Source organism: Saccharopolyspora sp. MMCC62, assembly GCF_057736575.1.
The window spans coordinates 45554-63973 of sequence record NZ_JBYKCM010000009.1; the positions used below are offsets into that span (position 1 = coordinate 45554).

The 18420-nt window shown below is 72.8% G+C and carries 16 protein-coding genes; 4 read left to right on the plus strand and 12 right to left on the minus strand.

From position 1 onward, the window contains the following. The first annotated feature begins 49 nt into the window (after nt 1-49). Genes AC29IT_RS20880 through AC29IT_RS20890 form a run of 3 tightly spaced genes read left to right on the plus strand, consistent with a single transcriptional unit; the run spans nt 50 to nt 4351 of the window. Nucleotides 50-2317, plus strand: coding sequence for an ArnT family glycosyltransferase (locus tag AC29IT_RS20880; RefSeq protein ID WP_488219882.1), 2268 nt, complete (start codon nt 50-52; stop codon nt 2315-2317). Nucleotides 2318-2349: 32 nt separating this feature from the next. After that, a complete protein-coding gene (locus tag AC29IT_RS20885) occupies nt 2350-3609 on the plus strand; it encodes a glycoside hydrolase family 27 protein (RefSeq protein ID WP_488219883.1) in 1260 nt (419 codons plus the stop codon). 34 nt (nt 3610-3643) lie between these two features. Beyond that, nucleotides 3644-4351: a GAF and ANTAR domain-containing protein gene (locus tag AC29IT_RS20890; protein WP_488219884.1), complete on the plus strand. Its 708-nt coding sequence runs from the start codon at nt 3644-3646 to the stop codon at nt 4349-4351. A gap of 168 nt (nt 4352-4519) precedes the next feature. Here AC29IT_RS20890 and mutM read toward each other — a convergent pair whose 3' ends face one another. From mutM to AC29IT_RS20920, 6 genes are all read right to left on the minus strand, one after another. Next, the gene (mutM, locus tag AC29IT_RS20895) at nt 4520-5434 is read right to left on the minus strand and encodes a bifunctional DNA-formamidopyrimidine glycosylase/DNA-(apurinic or apyrimidinic site) lyase (RefSeq protein WP_358446049.1); all 915 of its coding nucleotides are present in this window, start codon (nt 5432-5434) and stop codon (nt 4520-4522) included. 169 nt (nt 5435-5603) lie between these two features. After that, on the minus strand, nt 5604-6377 hold the full coding sequence (gene rnc / locus AC29IT_RS20900; RefSeq protein ID WP_358446052.1) for a ribonuclease III: 774 nt from the start codon (nt 6375-6377) through the stop codon (nt 5604-5606). Between the two features lie 65 nt (nt 6378-6442). Then, nucleotides 6443-6625 (minus strand): 50S ribosomal protein L32, encoded by a 183-nt coding sequence (rpmF, locus tag AC29IT_RS20905; protein ID WP_184481814.1) that lies wholly within the window; start codon nt 6623-6625, stop codon nt 6443-6445. A 2-nt stretch (nt 6626-6627) separates the two neighbouring features. Then, a complete protein-coding gene (locus tag AC29IT_RS20910; RefSeq protein WP_358446055.1) occupies nt 6628-7206 on the minus strand; it encodes a YceD family protein in 579 nt (192 codons plus the stop codon). A gap of 120 nt (nt 7207-7326) precedes the next feature. Beyond that, nucleotides 7327-8064: a DivIVA domain-containing protein gene (locus AC29IT_RS20915; protein ID WP_358446073.1), complete on the minus strand. Its 738-nt coding sequence runs from the start codon at nt 8062-8064 to the stop codon at nt 7327-7329. Nucleotides 8065-8273: 209 nt separating this feature from the next. Next, on the minus strand, nt 8274-8708 hold the full coding sequence (locus AC29IT_RS20920) for a guanyl-specific ribonuclease (protein ID WP_358446058.1): 435 nt from the start codon (nt 8706-8708) through the stop codon (nt 8274-8276). 101 nt (nt 8709-8809) lie between these two features. Between AC29IT_RS20920 and AC29IT_RS20925 the strand changes: the two genes are divergently transcribed. Further along, entirely contained in the window at nt 8810-9265 is a 456-nt protein-coding gene (locus tag AC29IT_RS20925) for a GNAT family N-acetyltransferase (protein ID WP_358446061.1), read from the plus strand. 13 nt (nt 9266-9278) lie between these two features. Here the strand turns inward: AC29IT_RS20925 and coaD are convergent, their stop codons facing one another. The 6 genes from coaD to recG form a co-directional block, all read right to left on the minus strand. Continuing rightward, a complete protein-coding gene (gene coaD, locus AC29IT_RS20930; RefSeq protein ID WP_358446064.1) occupies nt 9279-9773 on the minus strand; it encodes a pantetheine-phosphate adenylyltransferase in 495 nt (164 codons plus the stop codon). A gap of 88 nt (nt 9774-9861) precedes the next feature. Next, on the minus strand, nt 9862-10524 hold the full coding sequence (rsmD, locus tag AC29IT_RS20935; protein ID WP_358446066.1) for a 16S rRNA (guanine(966)-N(2))-methyltransferase RsmD: 663 nt from the start codon (nt 10522-10524) through the stop codon (nt 9862-9864). Between the two features lie 100 nt (nt 10525-10624). Continuing rightward, on the minus strand, nt 10625-11080 hold the full coding sequence (locus tag AC29IT_RS20940; protein WP_488219981.1) for a L,D-transpeptidase: 456 nt from the start codon (nt 11078-11080) through the stop codon (nt 10625-10627). 199 nt (nt 11081-11279) lie between these two features. Then, nucleotides 11280-12080: an SAM-dependent methyltransferase gene (locus tag AC29IT_RS20945; RefSeq protein ID WP_488219885.1), complete on the minus strand. Its 801-nt coding sequence runs from the start codon at nt 12078-12080 to the stop codon at nt 11280-11282. A gap of 330 nt (nt 12081-12410) precedes the next feature. After that, complete coding sequence (locus AC29IT_RS20950; RefSeq protein ID WP_358437699.1) at nt 12411-15788, minus strand: pyruvate carboxylase; 3378 nt, start codon at nt 15786-15788, stop codon at nt 12411-12413. A gap of 272 nt (nt 15789-16060) precedes the next feature. Beyond that, entirely contained in the window at nt 16061-18292 is a 2232-nt protein-coding gene (gene recG, locus AC29IT_RS20955; protein ID WP_358437697.1) for an ATP-dependent DNA helicase RecG, read from the minus strand. Nucleotides 18293-18420 lie beyond the last annotated feature (128 nt).

Below are 18420 nucleotides of genomic sequence, written 5' to 3' on the forward strand. Positions count from 1 at the left end.
CAGCTTCGCCGTCCACCGTCGGGGCGACGGCGAGCAGAGGAGTGACGCGGTGGAGCAGGAACGGTCCCGGGCGGCCCGGTGGGTGCTGGGCAGGAGGGCGGACCCGGCGTGGGCGCGGCCGGCGCTGATCGCGGTGCTGGCGGTGTCGGCGGTGCTCGACACCTGGGCGCTGTCGATCAACGAGTGGGCGAACACGTACTACTCGGCGACGGTGCTCGGCATGACGCAGAGCTGGAAGGCGTTCTTCTACGGCTCGCTCGACGCGGCCTCGTTCATCACCGTGGACAAGCCGCCGCTGGCGCTGTGGGTGCAGGCGCTGTCGGCGCGGGTCTTCGGGTTCGGCACGTGGAGCCTGCTGGTGCCGCAGGCCGTGTTCGCCGTGCTCACCGTGGCCGTGGTGCACCACCTGGTGCGGCGTTCCTTCGGGCACGCCGCCGGGCTGCTGGCGGCGCTGGCGCTGGCGGTGACGCCGATCGCGGTGGCGATGGCGCGGCACAACAACCCGGACGGGCTGCTGGTGCTGCTCACCGTGCTGGCGATCTGGGGCGCTTCCAACGCGATCCGCTCCGGGAAGCTCGTGCCGCTGGTGTGGAGCGCGGTGGCGATCGGGCTCGCGTTCAACGCGAAGATGCTGCAGGCGTACTTCGTGGTCCCGGTGATCGCGGTGGTGTACCTGGTCGCGGCCCGGCCGCGGTGGCCGCGGAAGCTGCTGAACCTCGGCGTCGCCGGGCTGGTGCTGGCCGGGGTGAGCGCCGCGTGGCTGGTCGCGGTGGACGCCGTGCCCGCCGCCTCGCGGCCCTACATCGGCGGCAGCACGGACAACACGGTGCTGGACCTGCTGCTCGGCTACAACGGGATCGGGCGGGTGCTCGGGCAGAACCACATCATGTCGCCCGGGATGACCGGCGGAGGCGGCGGTGGCGGGATGCCCGGCGGGATGCCGCCCGGCGGGGGCGGACCCGGCGGGATGGGCGGCGGACCCGGCGGGGGCGACGAGGGCCTCACCCGGTTGATCAGCGACCAGGTGGCCGGGCAGATCTCCTGGCTGTTCCCGCTGGCGCTGTGCGGCGCGATCGCCGCGCTGGTGTACCTGCGGCGGCGGCCCGCGCACAGCGCGCAGCGCGCGGATCTCCTGCTGTGGCTGGGAACCCTGCTGGTGACCGCGGCGGTGTTCACCTTCGCCTCCGGCATCTGGCACCCGTACTACACGGTGGCGCTGGCGGCGCCGCTCGCGGCCGTGACCGGCATCGGCGTGGTGTGCATGGTGCGGCTGTTCCGGGTCTCGACCGGGTGGGGCGCGCTGCTGCCGCTGTCGATCGCGGCGACCGGGGCGTGGGCGTGCGCGCTGCTGGACTCCGACTGGATCGGCTGGCTGCCGCCGCTGATCGCGGTGCTCACCGCGGTCTCGGTGCTGGTGCTGGTGCTGCTGCTCGCGTTCCCCCGGGAGCGGCGGATGCGGCGGGCGAAGCTCGGGCTGGCGGCGCTGCTGGCCGGGCTGATCGCGGTGCTGTCCGGGCCGACGGCCTACGCGCTGACCCCGCTGAGCACGCCCATCCAGGCGACGTTCCCGTCCGCCGGACCGACCGCGCAGGGCGGCCCGGGCGGCGGTCCCGGCGGTGGCGGTCCGGGCCGGGGCCAGCGCGGTCCCGGCCAGGACGGGCGCGGTGGACCGGGCGCCGACGGGCGGGGTGCGGGCGGCCGGGACGCGGACGGGCAGGACTCCAGCGGCCAGGACTCGGCCGACCCGAACGCGGACGGCACGAGCTCGGACGGCCGGAACCCGAACGGGCAGAGCCAGAACGGGCAGAACCCGAACGGGCAGAACGCGGACGGCCAGAACGCCCGGACGTCCGGCGACGGCCGCCGCGGTCCCGGTGGCCAGAGCTCCGAGGTGAGCGACGAGGTGGTCCGCTACCTCACCGACCACCACCAGGGCGAGACCTGGCTGGTCGCGGTCGTCGGTGCCATGGTGGCCGCACCGATCATCCTGGACACCGGCGAGCCGGTGATGGCCGTCGGCGGCTACAACGGCAACGACCCGGCCCCCACCGTCGACCGGCTGCGGACCTACGTCGAGGAAGGACGGTTGCGCTTCGTGTGGACCAACGGCAGCTCCGGGGTGCGGAGCACCGGCGAGGACGTCGACACCCGCGTCGTCGACGAGTCGATGGCCTGGGTCGCCGCGCACTGCACCGCCGTCGACCCGGCCGACTACGGCGGCACCGCAGCGGCGACGACCGGCACCGGCGGGGCGACGACCGGCACCGGCGGGGAGGACGCGCCGACCCGGCTCTACGACTGCGCGAACCGGCACTGATGCCGGCGGCCACCGGGAGGACCGCTCGCCGGGTGCCGAGCGTCGCGCTCGCCCTGCTGGCCGTGCTCGCGCTCGCGGGCACCAGCGCCCCACCGCGGGACACCGCCGCGGCGGCACCACTTCCGGTGCCGCCCGCGGCCACCCCGCCGATGGGCTGGAACAGCTGGAACACCTTCGGCTGCGACATCGACGAGGCGAAGATCCGCGGTGTGGCGGACGCGATGGTGGCGTCGGGGATGCGGGACGCCGGCTACCGCTACGTCGTCGTGGACGACTGCTGGTACGAACCGGAGCGCGACGCCGCCGGGAACCTGCGGGCCGACCGCGCCCGCTTCCCCGGCGGCATGGCGGCGCTCGGCGACTACCTGCACGCGCGGGGCCTGCGGTTCGGGATCTACCTGTCGCCGAACGTGCGGACCTGCGCGCAGCGCACCGGCGCGTACCCGGGCGCGACCGGCAGCGGTGACCGGGAGGTGCAGGACGCCCGCACCTTCGCGTCCTGGGGCGTGGACTACCTCAAGTACGACTGGTGCTCCGGCGGCGGTTCCACCCGGAACGTGCGCGCCGCGTTCACCGCGATGCGCGACGCGCTCGCCGCCACCGGCAGGCCGATCGTCTTCAGCACCAACCCGAACAGCAACTTCCCCGGCGAGCCGGGGGAATCCGAGAGCTGGTGCGGGGTCGCGCACCTGGCGCGCACGACCGAGGACATCCAGCCGGTGTGGGATTCCGGGAACCGCAACGCACATCCGATGGGCGTGCGGAACATCATCGAAGTCCACAATGGACTTGCGGATCGGGTGCGCCCGGGGTGTTGGAACGATCCGGACATGCTGGAGGTCGGCGTGCACGGCGTGAACGGCTACGCCGGGCTCACCCCCGACGAGGAGCGCACCCACCTGAGCATGTGGGCCATGTTCGCCGCCCCGCTCATCGCGGGCAACGACCCCCGGACGATGAGCGAGGCGGACCGCGCGCTGCTCACCGATCCCGAGCTGATCGCCGTCGACCAGGACCCGCTCGGCGCGGCGGCCCGCCAGGTCCGCGGCGGCGACCACCAGGTCTGGGCGAAGCCGCTGCACGACGGCACCGCCATCGCCCTCTACAACCGCGCCGACACCCCGGCCCGCATCACCGCCGATCCCGCCGAGCTGGGCCTCCCCGCCGGGCCGCACCGGGCGCGGAACCTCACCGACGGCACCACCGGGCCCCTCGCCGCCGACGTCCCCGCCCACGGCACCGTCCTGCTCCGCATCGACCGGGCGGGTGTCGCGATGCTCGGGAACGGGTAGGGGCGAGGGATGGTCGTCCACCTCGGGAGGTGCGTTGCGCAACGGAGCCGAAGAACTGGCGGTCGCACTGGCCACCATGTCGCGGGACCTGCTCGCCCAGGACGGCGTCCAACCCACCCTGGACCGCATCTGCCGGCACGCCGTCGCGCTGGTGGACGGCTGTGAGCACGCCGGGATCATGACGTTGCACGGCGGCGGCGAGCGGCGCCGCGTGGAGACCCTCGCGGTGACGGACGACCTGGTCGGCGACTCGGACCGGTTCCAGGTCGAGCTGGGCGAAGGGCCGTGCCTGGACGCCGCCCAGCACCGCGAGCAGGCCTACCGCATCGCCGACATGACCGGCACGACGCGCTGGCCCCGCTACGCGGCGAAGGCCCGGGAGCTCGGCATCGGCAGCATGATGGGCTTCCTGCTGTTCACCGACGAGGACGAGCTGGGCGCGCTGAACCTCTACTCCTCGCGGCCCGGCGCCTTCACCGACCACTCCGAGCTGATCGGCTGGATCATGGCCTCGCACGCCGCGGTCGCGTTCTCCTCCGCCCGCGTCGACGCGCAGCTGCACTCGGCGGTCGCCACCCGCCAGCTCATCGGGGAGGCGCTCGGCATCGTCATGGAGCGCTACAAGATCTCCGCGGACCAGGCCTTCGACGTGCTCCGCACCAGCTCGCAGCACACCAACGTCAAGCTCCGGGACGTCGCCGAGCGGATCGCCACCACCGGCGAGATCCCCGGCTCCCGCTAGTCCGCCCCGGCCCGCACGACCCGGCTCGGCCGGCACGATCCACCCCGGCCCGCGTGATTCACCCCGCGCCACCCCGGGTAGCCGACGCTCGGGTCAGCGAACACCGCTCGAGCGTGGCACTGGTCCAGGGCCCCTCGGTTCACGCAGCAGCCGAGGGGCCCGCCCGCGTCAGCGGTGCGCGTTGCGGGGTTCCGGCTGGCACACCGGGCAGGTGTAGGACGAGCGGTTCATGAACGCGTCCCGCCGCACCACCGCCCCGCACCGCGGGCAGGGCCGCTCGGCCTGGCCGTACACCGCGAGCGACCGGTCGAAGTAGCCGGACTCGCCGTTCACGTTGACGTACAGCGCGTCGAACGAGGTGCCGCCGACCTGCAACGCCTCCCCCATCACCTCGGTGACGGCGGCGAGCAGCGCCCGCACCTCCGGGCCGGTCAGCGTGGCGGTGGGCCGCGCCCAGTGCAGCTTCGCCCGCCACAGCGCTTCGTCCGCGTAGATGTTGCCGACCCCGGAGATCAGGCTCTGGTCGAGCAGCGCCCGCTTCACCCCGGTGCGCCGCGACCGCAGCTTCGCCACCACCGAGTCGAGGTCGAAGGCCTCCTCCAGCGGGTCCGGCGCGATGTGGGCCACCGGCGTCGGCAGCAGCACCCCGTCGACCGCCACCTGGTCGGCCAGGCTGAGCCCGCCGAAGGTGCGCTGGTCCACGAACCGCAGCTCGGGACCGCCGTCGGCGAACGCGAACCGCACCCGCAGGTGCTTCTCGTCCGCGGTCCCGACCGGTTGCACCAGCAGCTGGCCGCTCATGCCGAGGTGGGTCAGCACCGCTTCGCCGGGCGCGTCGGCGGTGCCGACGAACTCGGTGGCCTGCGGCGCCGCGTCCTCGTCCAGCACCAGCCAGAGGTACTTGCCGCGCCGCCGCGCGCCGCGCACGGTGCGGCCGACCAGCCGGGCCGCGAAGTCGTCGGGCCCGGGGACGTGCCTGCGCACCGCGCGCGGGTGCAGGACCTCCACTGCGGACACGGTTCGTCCGGTCACGTGCTCGGCGACACCGCGCCGGACCACCTCGACCTCGGGCAACTCGGGCACGCGCCCACCTCTCGGCACCGCGGGGACTCGCCGCGCGACGGCGGCGGAACATCGACGTGCGCGCCGCAGCGCGCGAAAAAACCGGTCGAGCAGAGGATCCCGCGGCGGCCGGAGCCGCCGGAGGTTCCACCGCTCGACCGGCAGTGAAAACCGCTCTACCGCTGGACGATCACGCGGTATCGCCGTCGCGGGCCGCACCGTCGCCGGAAGCGCTCGCGGCGGACTCGTCCGCCCCGGACTCGCCGGTCTGGTCGGCCTGGTCCTGAGCGTTCTGCTCCCGCTCGGACAACGAGCGCCACGCCGCCTCGGCGGCCTTCTGCTCGGCTTCCTTCTTGGTCCGGCCGTCACCCTCGCCGAGGGTGTCGCCCGCCACGGCCACGAACGCGCTGAACTCCTTGCGGTGATCAGGTCCGCGTTCCTGCACCCGGTACTCCGGCACACCCAGCCCGGCGGCCGCGGTGAGCTCCTGCAGGCTCGTCTTCCAGTCCAACCCGGCACCGCGCTGCGGCGCCTCGGTCAGCAGCGCGCCGAACAGGCGGTAGATGAGGTCCCTGGCGACGTCGATCCCGTTCTCCAGGTACACCGCACCGAGCACCGCCTCCAGGCTGTCCGCCAGGATGCTCGCCTTGTCCCGACCGCCGGTGAGCTCCTCACCGCGGCCGAGCAGCAGGTACCGGCCGAGCCCGCCCTCACCGAGGGTCCGGGCCACTCCGGCCAGCGCGTGCATGTTCACCAGGCTCGCGCGCAGCTTGGCCAGCTGACCTTCCGGCAGGTCCGGGTGCTCCCGGTACAGCCGGTCGGTGATCACCAGGCCCAGCACGGAGTCGCCGAGGAACTCGAGCCGCTCGTTCGGCGGCAGACCACCGTTCTCGTACGCGTAGGAGCGGTGCGTCAGGGCAAGCGTGAGCAGCTCGGCGTCGAGTTCGACGCCGAGCGCTGACATCAACGGGGCCCGGTCCGCAACGCGGTTCCGGGACTGCTTTCCCCCCACTCCGCGATCCGCGCGCGTCAGGCGGGCTGGACGACCTGGCGGCCGTCGTACTGGCCGCAGGCCGGGCAGACGACGTGCGGCAGCTTCTGCTCCCGGCAGGCCCGGTTCGAGCACTGCACCAGGGTCGGCGCGGTGGCCTTCCACTGGGACCGGCGGTGCCGGGTGTTGGAGCGGGACATCTTGCGCTTGGGGACGGCCACGACTAGTTCTCCTCTTCGTTCCCGCCGAACCGCTCACGCAGCGCGGCCCAGCGAGGGTCCATCGTCTCATGGGTGTGATCGGAGCCGAGTTCGGCCCACTTCACCCCGCACCCGGTGCAGAGACCTTCGCAGTCCTCACTGCACACCGGGGACGTGGGCATCGTCAGCAGCATCGCGTCCCGCACCGCGGGCTCCAGGTCGATCAGATCGTCGACGACGCGGCTGACCTCGTCCTCGTCGGTGGTCGCCTCGGTGGTGCTGTCCGGGTAGGCGTACAGCTCGCGCAGCTCGATCTCGATCTCCTCGGAGAACTGGTCGAGGCAGCGCGCGCACTCACCGGTGAACTCCGCCGTGGCGGTGCCCGAGATCAGCACCCCTTCCACCACCGACTCCGCCAGCACGTCGAGCTGGACGGGGTCGCCTTCCGGCACTCCGATCATCTCCAGGCCGAAACCGGCGGGCGCCGGGGCGCTGCGGTCGAAGCTGCGGCTGCTGCCCGCGCGGTGGCCGAGCTCGCGGGTGTCGATCACCCACGGGCCGACCTGCGGGGCGGCACTTGCTGCATCACGGTTCTGGGACATCACGAATCTCGTCGAGGTGAAGGGATGGGGCACTGCACCAGCCGACGGCTGGACGAGCGCCCAGCGTACGCCACGCCCGCGACCACCCGGAATCGCCCCGGCCGCAGGTGGGTGGCGGCGTCAGTTCTCCTCGTAGGTGGGCGCGCCGTGCCGGGACTCCTCGTAGTCGAACGGAACCCCGACCGGGCTGCGCAGCTGCTGGCGGCCCTTGCCGACGGTGCGCAGGGTACGGCTGAGCAGGTCCTCGAAGTCGGCGAGCCGGGCGTCCACGTAGGCGTCGCACTCGCTGCGCAGCCGCTCCGCGTCCTCCTGGGCGGCTTCGGTGATGCGCCGCGCCTCGGCGTGCGCCGCCTGGGCGACCTCGGTGTCGGCGACCAGCCGGGCCTGCTCGGAGCGGCCTTCGTGCACGGACTGGTCGTAGGCGGCGCGGCCGGCCTGCACCATGCGGTCGGCCTCGGACTGGGCGCGGCCCACGTAGTCCTCGTACTCGCGGCGGCCCGCGGTCACCGATTCCTCGGCGTGGGCGCGGGCGTCGGCGACGAGCTGGTCGGCCTGCTCCTGGGCGTCGGCGACGAGCTGCTCGGCCTCGGCGCGGGCGGAGGACAGGGTGCGGTCCGCTTCGGACCTGGCGTCCCCTATCGCCTTGCCGGACTGCGCCTCGGCCTTGGACACCACGTCGTCGCGGTGGTCGAGCACGTCCTGGGCGTCGTCGAGCTCCTGCGGGAACGCGTCCCGCACGTCGTCGAGCAGCTCCAGCACGTCGCCGCGGGGAACGACGCAGCCCGAGGTCATCGGTACCCCGCGCGCCTCCTCCACGATCGTGACGAGCTCGTCCAGCGCCTCGAAAACCCGGTACACCTCGATCTCCCTGCCGTCGTAGCCGTCCGGAGCGGCAAGCATGACACCAGACCCCGGCCCCGGGGATCACGGGTCGGCCGATCACCAGTGTGCCGCCGGACTCGCCCGAAGTGGAGAACCTCGCCGCGCGTGTCCCGTTTCGAGCCGCCGGAACGCGAACGGGCCGCCCGCCCCGGAGGACGAGCGGCCCGCAAGCGGTGACCGGGAGGTCAGCCGTTGATGTCGGTGATGGAGAAGCTCTCGTAGTGGTCGTCGGTGTAGAAGAACTCACCGTTCTCCCCGACGACGAAGCGGCGCGCACCGCGGTCGTCGCTGCCCGGGGTCTCGACGGTGTACTCCTTGTAGTAACCGCTGGCGCAGTCCGGGAGGATGCCCTCGCGGTTGCTGAACGTGCCGCCGTCCTGCGGGTACGGGAACGGGCCGCCCTTGTTGATCAGGTCCACGGTGTCGGAGGCCTCGGCGGGCAGCGCGGAGAGCTTCACCGCGTCGAACCCGGAGGTGTCGCCGCACTCGGCCGCGGCGACCTGGTGGGTGCCGACGCCGACCGGGTCGGCCGACAGCGCGGTCACCGAGACGCCGAACAGGCCCGCGACGGCGAGCACACCGGCCAGCAGGATGTTCATGGCTTTCGACGAGATCTTCATGCCCGGACGCTAACCCGCGGCCATGATCAGCTGGAGGCTTGTCGTGAACACGAAGCCGGGTGGACGCACAGTTCACCCGCACGTGGTCCTACGGTCGGCCCATGACATCTCCCGTTCTCCGCAGCGCCGTCGAAGCCGACCTCGCCGCGATCGTGGACCTGCTCGCCGACGACCCGCTGGGCCGGTTGCGGGAGCGCCCCGGCGATCCGGCGTACGCGGCGGCGTTCGCGGCGATCGACGCCGACCCGAACCAGCTGCTCGCCGTCGCCGACCGGGCGGGCGAGGTGGTGGGCACGCTGCAGCTCACGTTCATCCCGGGCCTCTCGCACGCGGGCGCGACGCGGGCGCAGCTGGAGGCGGTGCGGGTGCGGGAGGACCAGCGCGGGCGCGGGCTGGGCGCGGAGATGGTGCGGTGGGCCGTCGAGCAGGCCCGCGGGCGCGGGGCGCGGATCCTGCAGCTCACCAGCAACGTCTCGCGGGAGCGGGCGCACCGGTTCTACGCGCGGCTGGGCTTCGAGCACAGCCACGTGGGGATGAAGCTGGACCTCACCGGCTGAGCACCGGCGGGCGTCAGGAGTTCTCGGCGTTGCGCTCGGCGACGCGGGCCACCAGCCGCTGCTCGATCTTCGGCGGCACCAGGCTCGCCACGTCCCCGCCGTAGGTCGCGACCTCCTTGACCAGGGAGCTGGCCAGGAAGCTGTAGAGCGGGTTGGTCGACATGAACAGGGTCTCCACCCCGGACAGCCGCTGGTTCATCTGCGCCATCTGCAGCTCGTAGTCGAAGTCGCTGACCGCGCGCAGGCCCTTGACGATCGCCGAGATGTCGTTCTCCCGGCAGTAGTCCACCAGCAGCCCGTGCCAGGAGTCGATCCGCACGTTCGGCCACGGCTCGGTGACCTCGCGGAGCATGTCCAGCCGCTCCTCCACGGTGAACAGGCTGCGCTTGCTCTTGTTCACCAGGACCGCGACGACCACCTCGTCGAACAGGCCCGCGGACCGCTCGATGATGTCGAGATGGCCGTTGGTGGCCGGGTCGTAGGAGCCAGGACACACGGCACGTCTCATGAGGCCGGACGTTAGCACCGGGTTCCGTCCGCCTCAGGCCGGACGTGGCACGGGTCACCGCCCGATCGGACCCGCCCGATCCGGGCTGCTAGCCGGGCCGCCGCTCGCCTTCCGGGAGCCTCGGGACGTCCTCCTGGGACTCGCGGTCGTCCAGGGGCGCCTGACCTTCCAGGAGTGCCCGGTCCTCCGGGAGCGCGTCCTCCAGGAACGCCCAGTGCACCGCGGTGTCGCCGTAGCGGCGGGTGCGGTCGGCCGTCAGCGGCGTGGGCCAGGCCGGCTCGCCGCTGCGGGTGGACTGCTCCAGCACGACGAGCCCGCCGGGCGCCGTCCAGCCGCCGGTGGCCAGCGCGGTCAGCACCTGGGCCAGCCGGGCCGGATCGAGGTCGTACGGCGGGTCGGCCAGCACCAGGTCGTACGGTTCCCCGGGCGGGGTGGCCAGCGCGGTCTCCGCCTTGGCCTGCTCGACGGCGACCTGCCGGAAGCCGAGGGTCCCGGCGTTGCGCCGGATGATCTGCGCGGCGCGGCGGTCCGCTTCGACGAACGTGGCGTGCGCGGCGCCGCGGGAGAGCGCTTCGAACCCGAGCGCCCCGGAGCCGCCGTAGAGGTCGAGCACCCGCGCCCCGTCCAGGTCCACGGCCGCTTCGAGCGCGCTGAACACGGCCTCGCGGACCCGCTCCGAGGTGGGGCGGGTGCCGCGCGGCGGCACGTCGATCCGCCTGCCGCCCGCACTGCCCGCCACGATCCGTGTCACCGCCCCATCTTCGCACCGGCCGGGGCGGCGCCGGTGCGGGCCTCCGGACGCGAAGCGGGGCGGCACCCGTGCGGATGCCGCCCCTGCTCGTGGTCCTGGATCACTGCACGACTTGGACCTCGTCGCCCGGGTTCAGGCTGTCGAAGAACTTCTTGGCGGCGGTGGTGGACAGGTGCACGCAGCCGTTCGACTCCTGCTCGAGGCTGCCCTCGTGGAAGGCGACCCCGGTGGTGGTGAAGAACACCGAGTTCGGCATCGGTGCGTTGTCGAACTCGGAGCTGCGGTGGTCGGCGTCCTTCCACTGCACCCGGAAGGTGCCGACGGGGGTTTCCGAGCCGGCCTTCCCGGAGGTCAGCGGCACCGGCCCGTAGAAGCCCTGGCCGTTCTCCTGCAGCCACGCCTGCTTCGACGACAGGTCCACGCAGGCCTTCGCCGTCGCCTGGCAGGGCGTCACGTCCCCGGCGTCCGCGTAGGCGGCGGTGCCGGTGAGCGCCGCGCCGGCGACCAGGGCGGCCACGGTGGCCGCCCGACCGAGGCGCTTGTTCACGTTGCGCATGGGCTTCACGTCCTTCCTGCTTTCGCAGTTCACTCCACCGTGCCACAGGCACAGGGGTTCGAACACATTGCGGTCGCAGGAACGCGCTTTCATACCAAGACGTTCACCACATCAGCCCCACGACTTCCGTCCGGCAACGGATATTCCGGACTTCGGGGACGCGCAGTCCTTGCCGCGCAAGGATTTCCGGACCGACCGGTCAGCTCCGCGGGGTGGCGACGGCGGCGTAGCAGGCGGCTTCGGAGGGGACGTGGTCCGGGGCGAGGGGGCCGTCCGGCCGCCAGTCCGCGGGGTGGACCAAGCCTGGTTCGACGAACTCGAAATCGGCCAGCAGCGCGGTGATCTCGTCCTTGGAGCGCAGCACCAGCCGCTCCGAGCCGCCCGCGTTGAACGTCTCCGCGGTGCGGTGCACCTCGGGGTGGTCGTCGGCGGTCATGTGCGAGAACACCAGGAGCGAGCCGGGGCGCATCGCCTTGCGGTAGGCGGCGAGCGCGCTCGCCGGGTCGTCCTCGTCGGTGAGGTAGTGCGCCATCGCGACCATCAGCACCGCCACGGGTTCCGCGAAGTCCAGCAGCCGCAGCGCTTCCGGGTGGCCGAGGATCGTCTCCGGTTCGCGCATGTCGGCCTGCAGCACGGTGGTGCGCGGATCTCCGCCGAGCAGCGCGCGGCTGCACGCGACGGCGACCGGGTCGACGTCCACGTAGACCACGCGCGCCGCCGGGTCGCCCTGCTGCGCGATCTCGTGCACGTTGCCGACGGCCGGCATCCCGGAGCCGAGGTCGAGGAACTGGCGGATTCCGGCCCGCAGGCAGTACCGCACCGCGCGGCCGAGGAACGCCCGGTTGTCGAGGGCGGGCTGCGGCGTGGCGGGGAAGATCCGCTTGATGTCGTCGAGGACCTTGCGGTCGACCTCGAAGTTGTGCGACCCGCCGAGGCCGTAGTCGTAGATCCGGGCCGCGCTGGCCCTGCTGATGTCGGCGCCTCTGGGCAGCTCCCGCACGGTTCCTCCGTCGCTCGTGCCCGGGTGCGGCTCTGCACCCGACCCGCGGTCCCGGAACCGGCCGCGACGCGCGGTGCGGTCACGGTACCCGCCCGATCCCGCAGCGCACGACGCTGCGGTCGCGCCACGCCGACCACGGGAACCCCGACCGCGGAACCCTCGAACGCGACATCCCGAACGCAGCACCCCGAACGCAGCGCCCCGAACGCAGCGGTGGGGGGGGGGGGGGGGGGGGGGGCGGGCCCCCCCCCCCCCCCCCCCACGCCCGCCCCCCACCCGCCGGGGGGGGGGGGGGGCTCCCCCCCCCCCCCCACCGGAGGTCGTGCCGGACTACCCGATCTCGGCGATCAGGTCGCCGCCCTCCACCTGCTGCACCCGGCCGATGGCGAGCCGCTTGACCTGGCCCGCCTGCGGTGCGGTGATCGCGGCCTCCATCTTCATGGCCTCGATCGTCGCGATGGTCTGCCCGGAGGCGACCTCGTCGCCTTCGGCGACGGCGAGCGTGACCACCCCGGCGAACGGGGCGGGCACGTGGCCGGGGTTGCCGCGGTCGGCCTTCTCCGCCACCGGCAGGTCGGTGGCCACCGAGCGGTCCCGCACCTGGATGGGCCGCAGCTGGCCGTTGAGGATGGCCATCACGGTGCGGATGCCGCGCTCGTCGGGCTCGCTGATCGCTTCGAGGCCGATGAGCAGCCGCACGCCCGGTTCGAGGTCGACCGAGTACTCCTCGCCGGGCCGCAGCCCGTAGAAGAAGTCCTTGCTGCGCAGCAGCGAGGTGTCCCCGTAGGCCTCGCGGTGCTCGGTGAACTCCTTGGTGGGCTTGGCGAACAGCAGCCGGTTGAGGGTGCCGCGGCGGTCGTCCTCCAGCCCGGTGCGGTCCTCCGCGGTGAGCTCGGCGACCTTCCGGCCCCCGGTGCGCCCTTCCAGCGCGCGGGTGCGGAACGGCTCCGGCCAGCCCGCGGGCGGCTCGCCCAGTTCCCCTTGCAGGAAGCCGATGACGGAGTCCGGGATGTCGAACTTGCGCGGCTCCGCCTCGAAGTCGGCGGGGTCGACGCCGGCACCGACCAGGTGCAGCGCGAGATCGCCGACGACCTTCGAGGACGGGGTGACCTTGACGAGCCTGCCGAGGATCCGGTCGGCGGCCTCGTACATGGCCTCGATCTCCTCGAACTTGTCGCCGAGGCCGAGCGCGACGGCCTGGGTGCGCAGGTTCGACAGCTGCCCGCCGGGGATCTCGTGCCGGTACACGCGGCCGGTGGGCGCGGCCAGGCCCGCCTCGAACGGCTGGTAGACCTTGCGCACCGACTCCCAGTACGGCTCCAGGTCGCACACCGAGCGCAGGTCGAGCCCGGTGGCCCGGTCGGTGTGGTCGGTGGCGGCGACCACCGAGGACAGCGCGGGCTGCGAGGTGGTGCCCGCCAGCGAGGCCGCGGCCCCGTCGACCGCGTCCACCCCGGACTGCACCGCCGCCAGGTAGGTGGCCAGCTGCCCGCCCGGCGTGTCGTGGGTGTGCAGGTGCACCGGCAGGTCGAACTCGCGGCGCAGCGCGGTGACGAGCTCGGCGGCGGCGGGCGCGCGCAGCAGCCCGGCCATGTCCTTGATGGCCAGCACGTGCGCCCCGGCCTCCACGATCCGCTCGGCCAGCCGCAGGTAGTAGTCCAGCGTGTAGACCTTCTCGGCCGGGTCCAGCAGGTCACCGGTGTAGCAGAGCGCCACTTCGGCGACGGACCTGCCGGTGTCCCGGACCGCCTGGATGGCGGGGCGCATCTGCTCGACGTCGTTGAGCGCGTCGAAGATGCGGAAGATGTCGATACCGGTGTCGGTGGCCTCCTGCACGAAGTGCTCGGTCACCTCGGTCGGGTAAGGCGTGTAGCCGACGGTGTTGCGCCCGCGCAGCAGCATCTGCAGGCAGATGTTCGGCACCGCTTCGCGCAGCTTCGCCAGCCGCTCCCACGGGTCCTCGGCGAGGAACCGCAGCGCCACGTCGTAGGTGGCGCCGCCCCAGCACTCCAGGGACAGCAGCTCCGGCGTCATCCGCGCCACGTGCGGGGCGACGGCCAGCAGGTCCTTGCTGCGCACCCGGGTCGCCAGCAGCGACTGGTGGGCGTCGCGGAAGGTGGTGTCGGTGACGCCGACGGCGTCGGACTCCCGCAGCCAGCGGGCGAAGCCCTCCGGGCCGAGTTCGGTGAGCCGCTGCTTGGAGCCGTCCTGCGGCGGGGCGCTCAGGTCGACCTCGGGCAGCTTGAACACCGGGTCGGCGGCGGTGGGGCGCGGCCCGTTGGGCTGGTTCACCGTCACGTCGGCCAGGTAGTTCAGCAGCCGCGTCCCGCGGTCGGCGGAGTGCCGCGCGGTCAGCAGGTGCGGGCGTTCCTCGATGAACGAGGTGGTGACCCGGCCGCCCGCGAAGTCGTCGTCCTCCAGGACCGCCTGCAGGAACGGGATGTTCGTGGCCACGCCGCGGATGCGGAACTCGGCGAGGGCGCGCCGGGCGCGGGCCACGGCGGTGCCGAAGTCGCGGCCGCGGCAGGACAGCTTCACCAGCATCGAGTCGAAGTGCGGGCTGATGCTGGTGCCCGCGAACGCGGTGCCGCCGTCGAGCCGGATGCCCGCGCCGCCCGGCGAGCGGTAGGCGCTGATCATGCCGGTGTCCGGCCGGAACCCGTTGGTGGGGTCCTCGGTGGTGATGCGGCACTGCAGCGCGGCGCCGCGCAACCGCACCGAGTCCTGCGTCATGCCCAGGTCGGCGAGGGTCTCGCCCGCGGCGATGCGGATCTGGGACTGCACGAGGTCGGCGTCGGTGACCTCTTCGGTGACGGTGTGCTCGACCTGGATGCGCGGGTTCATCTCGATGAACACGTGCCTGCCCTGCTCGTCGACGAGGAATTCGACGGTGCCCGCGTTCACGTACCCGATCTTGCGGGCGAAGGCGACGGCGTCGGCGCAGATGCGTTCGCGCAGTTCGGGGTCGAGGTTCGGGGCGGGCGCGATCTCGATGACCTTCTGGTGCCGCCGCTGCACCGAGCAGTCCCGCTCGAACAGGTGGATCACTTCGCCGGTCGCGTCGGCGAGGATCTGCACCTCGATGTGCCGCGGGTTCACCACGGCCTGCTCCAGGAACACCGTGGGGTCGCCGAAGGCGGATTCGGCTTCCCGCATCGCGGCTTCCAGGGCTTCGCGGAGCCCGTCGAACTCGGCGACGCGGCGCATCCCGCGGCCACCGCCACCGGCGACGGCCTTCACGAACACCGGGAACGGGATCGTCTCGCCGACCGACATCAGCTCGTCGATGTCCGACGAGGGCGCGGAGGAGTCGAGCACCGGTACGCCGGCTTCGCGGGCCGCGGCCACCGCGGTGGCCTTGTTCCCGGCCATCTCGAGGATCTCGTGGCTCGGCCCCACGAAGGTGATGCCCGCGTCGTGGCAGGCCTTCGCCAGGTCCGGGTTCTCGGAGAGGAACCCGTAACCGGGGTAGACGGCGTCGGCGCCCGCGGTCTGCGCCGCCTTGATGACCTCGTCCACGGAGAGGTAGGCGCGCACCGGGTGCCCTGGTTCGCCGATCTCGTAGGACTCATCGGCTTTCAAGCGGTGCAGCGAGTTGCGGTCTTCGTGCGGGAACACCGCGACGGTGCCCGCGCCGAGCTCGTAGCCCGCGCGGAAGGCTCGGATCGCGATTTCGCCACGGTTGGCGACGAGGACCTTGCGAAACATGCCGGCTACCTCCTGGACAGGTGTCGGACGGTCCCGAAACGGTACCGCGAAAATTCCGCCTGACGAGAGAATCATGGGGTGACCCACGTCATCCGACCGTAATGACCTGCGAGGACGTCGAGGTCGCACAAGACCTGCGGAAAAGAAAAATCCTCGATTTTCCCGATACGGCAAGATCGGGAACATGATCCACCGCTCCGGCCGGGCCACGCCACCACTGGACCACCCCGCCACTGGACCACCCCGCGGCCGGGACCGCCGGGTGGCGCCGGTCAGCTCTTCTCCAGGTAGCCGGCGCGCCCCTCATCGACGACCTCGCCGACCATCCGCGCCAGACCCGGGTGCGCACGCAGCGACGGATCATCGGCGACGTAGCGCTGCGCGGCATCCCTCGCCTCGGCGATGACGTCCTCATCCCGCAGCAACGACAACATCTTGAGCCCCGAACGACGACCGGACTGCGCAGCACCGAGCACATCACCCTCGCGACGCAGCTCCAAGTCCAACCGAGCCAATTCGAAACCGTCCGTGGTGGACGCGACCGCGTCCAGCCGGTCCCGGGTGGAGGTGCCCGCCATCGCCTCGCTCACCAGCAGGCACAGCCCGGGGGCCGAGCCGCGGCCGACGCGGCCGCGCAGCTGGTGCAGCTGGCTCACCCCGAACCGGTCCGCGTCCATGATCACCATGACGGTCGCGTTGGGCACGTTCACGCCGACCTCGACGACGGTGGTGGCCACCAGCACGTCCAGCTCGCCCGCGGCGAACGCGCGCATCACCGCGTCCTTGTCGTCGGCGGCGAGCCTGCCGTGCAGCACGCCCAGCCGGAGCCCGGACAGCGGGCCGGTGCTCAGCCGCTCGGCCACGTCGAGCACCGCCAGCGGCGGGCGGCGCTCGTCGGTGCCGGCGCCCGCGTCCTCCGGTTCTTCCACGCCGTCGTCGGTGCGCGGCTTCTTCTTCCCCTTCTTCGGCGGGTTCTGCTCGTCGTCGCCGATGCGGGGGCACACCACGTACACCTGGTGCCCGGCGGCGACCTCCTCCCGGACGCGCTGCCACGCCCGGTCCAGCCACGCCGGTTTCTCCGCCACCGGCACCACGCTGGTGCTGATCGGCGAGCGGCCGCTGGGCAGTTCGCGCAGCGCGGAGGTCTCCAGGTCGCCGTACACGGTCATCGCGACGGTCCGCGGGATCGGCGTCGCGGTCATCACCAGCACGTGCGGCGCGGATTCGGAGCCGCCGCGGGCCCGCAGCGCGTCCCGCTGCTCCACGCCGAAGCGGTGCTGCTCGTCGACGACGACGAGGCCCAGGTCGGCGAACGACACCCGGTCCTGGATCAGCGCGTGCGTGCCGACGACGATGCCCGCTTCGCCGGACGCGGCCTCCAGCAGCGCCTTCTTCCGCGCGGCGGCGGGCAGCGAACCGGTGAGCAGGGTGATGCGGGTGGCCCGCTCGGGGGCGCCGAGCTCGCCGGCGGTGCTCAGGTCGCCGAGCAGTTCCGCGAGGGACCGGGCGTGCTGGGCGGCGAGCACCTCGGTGGGGGCGAGCATCGCGGCCTGCCGTCCGGCGTCGACGACCTGCAGCATGCCGCGCAGCGCGACGACGGTCTTGCCGGAACCCACTTCCCCCTGCACCAGCCGGTTCATCGGCTGCTCGGCGGCGAGGTCGGCGGCGATCTCGGTGCCGATCTCGGCCTGCCCGGCGGTCAGCTGGAACGGGAGCCTGCCGTCGAAGTCGGCGAGCAGCCCGTCCTCGCGCCGCGGGCACGCCGGGGCCGGGTTCTCGTGCGCCGATTCGCGCAGCCGCGCCAGCACCAGCTGCACCGCCAGCGCCTCGTCCCACTTGAGCCGGTTCTGCGCGGCGGCGACCTCGGCGTGGTCCTTCGGCCGGTGGATCTTGCGCAGCGCGGTCTCCAGGCCCAGCAGGCGGTGCTCGGCGCGCAGCTCCTCCGGCAGCGGATCGTCCGCGCCGTCCCAGGTGTCGAGCACCTGGCGCACGCAGCGGGCGAGGGACCAGGACGGGAGTCCCTGCGCGGACGGGTAGACGGGGATCAGCGCGCCCGCGAACTCCTCCACCGCCGAACCGGCCTGGTCCGGGTCGTCCGAGTCGAACAGCTGGTACTCGGGGTGGGACAGCTGGAACGAGCCGCGGTAGGCGGTGACCTTCCCGGCGAACATGCCCTGCCTGCCCGGTAGCAGTTCCCGCTCCCGCCAGGCCTGGTTGAAGAACGTGCAGGTCAACGAGCGGTGCCCGTCGGTGATGCGGGCTTCCACGATGGTGCCGCGGCGGGAGCGCATGCTGCGCTTGGAGACGCGGTCCACCTTCGCCAGCACCGTCACGTGCTCGTCGAGCTCCAGCCCGGCGATGGCCGTCAGCTCCCCGCGTTCGGCGTAGCGGCGCGGGTAGTGCCGCAGCAGGTCGCCCACAGTGGACAGTCCGAGCGAGGATTCGAGCGCCTCCCCCGTCTTCGCGCCCAGCACCCGGTCGAGCCCCGTCTCCGAAGTGGTCATGCCGCCCTGCCCGTGTCGCCCGTGCACCGCCGTACCCGCTCCGAAGTTATCGGACGGGGGCGTCACCCGGGCGGACCGGTGCGCCGAACGGGCACCGCGCCGCGCCGGTTTTCCCGCTGCGGCACGGA

Excerpts from the sequence above, each read along its gene's own strand:
- rnc (WP_358446052.1), bottom strand. The coding sequence starts at position 6,377 with ATGTCAGCGCTCGGCGTCGAACTCGACGCCGAGCTGCTCACGCTTGCC.
- AC29IT_RS20910 (WP_358446055.1), bottom strand. The coding sequence starts at position 7,206 with ATGTCCCAGAACCGTGATGCAGCAAGTGCCGCCCCGCAGGTCGGCCCG.
- AC29IT_RS20920 (WP_358446058.1), bottom strand. The coding sequence starts at position 8,708 with ATGAAGATCTCGTCGAAAGCCATGAACATCCTGCTGGCCGGTGTGCTC.
- AC29IT_RS20925 (WP_358446061.1), top strand. The coding sequence starts at position 8,810 with ATGACATCTCCCGTTCTCCGCAGCGCCGTCGAAGCCGACCTCGCCGCG.
- coaD (WP_358446064.1), bottom strand. The coding sequence starts at position 9,773 with ATGAGACGTGCCGTGTGTCCTGGCTCCTACGACCCGGCCACCAACGGC.
- AC29IT_RS20940 (WP_488219981.1), bottom strand. The coding sequence starts at position 11,080 with ATGCGCAACGTGAACAAGCGCCTCGGTCGGGCGGCCACCGTGGCCGCC.
- AC29IT_RS20950 (WP_358437699.1), bottom strand. The coding sequence starts at position 15,788 with ATGTTTCGCAAGGTCCTCGTCGCCAACCGTGGCGAAATCGCGATCCGA.
- recG (WP_358437697.1), bottom strand. The coding sequence starts at position 18,292 with ATGACCACTTCGGAGACGGGGCTCGACCGGGTGCTGGGCGCGAAGACG.